The sequence below is a fragment of the Bacillus cereus group sp. N6 genome, from assembly GCF_016483705.1.
Taxonomy (GTDB): domain Bacteria; phylum Bacillota; class Bacilli; order Bacillales; family Bacillaceae_G; genus Bacillus_A; species Bacillus_A wiedmannii.
This window is the reverse complement of record NZ_JAEHBI010000269.1, coordinates 1-281: the sequence shown is the minus strand read 5'-3', so window position 1 is coordinate 281 and position 281 is coordinate 1. Positions and strand designations below refer to the sequence as shown.

Genomic DNA, 281 nt, shown 5'->3' with positions numbered 1-281 from the left:
TACAAAAGCAAAACGAAACTATATATAAATTAACAACCAAATTAACGATAGTAGATATACAAAAAGATCTGTTGAATTTGATGAAAGATGATGCGGATACCTTTACAAATCAAATCCAACTGGAGATTAGCCTCCTAAAAAGTTATAAGAAAGATTGGGATCAAGTGAAAGACTGCATCACACAGCTTTCAACAAATACCAGCAATCCTAAAGTACAATTGGCACAATTAAAAAGATTAAAAGACTTAAATAGCCAATTGGAGGCGCAAATGAACGAATTT

1 pseudogene is annotated in these 281 nt (G+C 31.7%); it reads left to right on the top strand.

What is annotated here, in order from left to right:
- Positions 1-281 (top strand): annotated as a pseudogene (locus tag JDS99_RS31270) (hemolysin BL lytic component L2); the annotation flags it as partial.